Raw genomic sequence first — 1990 nt, forward strand, 5'->3', positions numbered from 1 at the left:
GGGTTGACGCTCTTGTTGGGCTCTTTGCCGGTCAACTGCCGCACCAGATCCTGCACCATGGGCATGCGGGTGGAACCGCCCACCAGCACCACTTCGTCAATGTCGCTGGCCTTCAGGCCGGCATCGCGCAGGGCGGCCTCGAAGGGGCCGCGGCAGCGTTCCAGCAGGTCTTTGGTCATCTGCTCGAAGCGGGCGCGGGTCAGGCGCAGCTGCAGGTGTTTGGGACCGCTGGCATCGGCAGTGATGTAGGGCAGGTTGATCTCCGTTTCCATCATGGTGGAAAGTTCGATCTTGGCTTTTTCGGCCGCTTCGCGCAACCGTTGCAACGCCTGGCGATCCTGCTTGAGGTCAATGCCGTGTTCTTTCTTGAACTCATCCACGGCCCAGTTGACGATGCGTTGGTCCCAGTCATCGCCACCCAGATGCGTATCGCCGCTGGTGGACTTGACTTCAAAGACACCATCGCCGACTTCCAGAATGGATACATCAAAGGTACCGCCGCCCAGGTCAAAGACGAGAATTTTCTCGTTCTTTTTCTTGTCCAAACCGTAGGCCAGCGCCGAGGCAGTCGGCTCGTTGATGATGCGCAGCACTTCCAGACCGGCGATTTTGCCGGCGTCTTTGGTGGCTTGCCGCTGACTGTCGTTGAAGTAGGCCGGCACGGTAATGACGGCCTGGGTCACCGGCTCACCCAGATAGGCTTCGGCATCGGCTTTCAGTTTAGCCAGAATCATCGCCGAAATTTCCTGCGGGGCGTATTCGCGTCCGGTCAGCGGGATTTTGACGCGGGCATCCCCGGCGGGGCCGCGCACAACCTGATAAGGCACCATCTTGCGTTCTTCTTCCACCTCGTCGTAGCGGCGTCCCATGAAGCGTTTGATGGAGTAAATGGTGTTTTCGGGGTTGATGACCGCCTGCCGTTTGGCGGTTTGACCCACCAGACGTTCGCCGTTCTTGGTGAACGCCACAACCGACGGGCAAAGGCGGGAGCCTTCCGCAGTCGTGATGACGACCGGGTCGCCGCCTTCCATCACGGCTACCACGCTGTTGGTTGTTCCTAAGTCTATACCGATAATTTTCGACATCGGTAAGGTCTCCTTTCTATTACTGATTTGGATTTGAGGCCGCGTCGGTTATTGACTGGCAGATAAAGACGGATTGAAAAACAGGATGAAGATAAGTGCAAAACTTGCCAGACAATACCCTGCGACCGATAGTAAGCATACTCTCTCTGTGCATGAAAAACATTAACGCTCTATAGGAATTCTGTTAACGGGTATGGCGGGCCTGGGGAAGCACCCTCCCGTCTCGCCCAAAATCACAATGCGATTTTGGGGGAGGCGCAGGAACGAGCCGTGCAGGAGATTGACCGACACGCTTGCAAGGTCATTAAACCAGCGACGTCATCCCAAGCGCAGTGGCACAAACAAGAATTAATGTTACTCCGAACGAAGTGACACTCACCAGTGCTGGCGGGAGTCTCCCGCTACCCCACCAAGACGGAGATTGCCACGCTCGCTATCGCTCGCTCGCAATGACAACCGATTGTTAACGTCACTCCGAGCGCAGCGAGGAGTCTCCTACAACACCTGCAAATTCCCCCAGTGGGAGATTGCCGCGCTCGCTTAAAAGGACATAAATAACGCGAGGTCGGAATATGCGCACACTACACCCTTCCGGCCTCCCCAAAAACCACTGTGCGGTTTGGGGGTGGTGTGAAGCCGAGTCGGAGATTGACCGACACGCTCGCAAGGACGGTTCCCCAAAGGTTGTTGGAACGGCCTGGCTTGCCCTGCTTTTGATGTAGAACGCTTTGGAAGTAAAAATGTTCGGAAATACCCGCTAACCGGATATAATAAAAACAGGCAATCCAACGTGATCTCGGGATAAAATCAAAACGTGGCATACAGTGAGCATCACCCCCACCTGCACCTCCCCCAAAATCGCCCCTGCGATTTTGGGGGAGGCGGGAGGGGGACGAAAATTCGAA

Annotated in this window: 1 protein-coding gene; it reads right to left on the reverse strand. The window is 56.0% G+C overall.

Going from position 1 to position 1990, the window contains the following annotated elements:
* Positions 1-1085, reverse strand: a 1085-nt coding sequence (locus tag VAE48_RS08170; protein ID WP_322792831.1) for an Hsp70 family protein, incomplete at its 3' end; no start/stop codon positions are given.
* Positions 1086-1990: the final 905 nt, after the last annotated feature.

The sequence above is a fragment of the Bellilinea sp. genome (genome assembly GCF_034432615.1).
GTDB lineage: Bacteria > Chloroflexota > Anaerolineae > Anaerolineales > Anaerolineaceae > Bellilinea.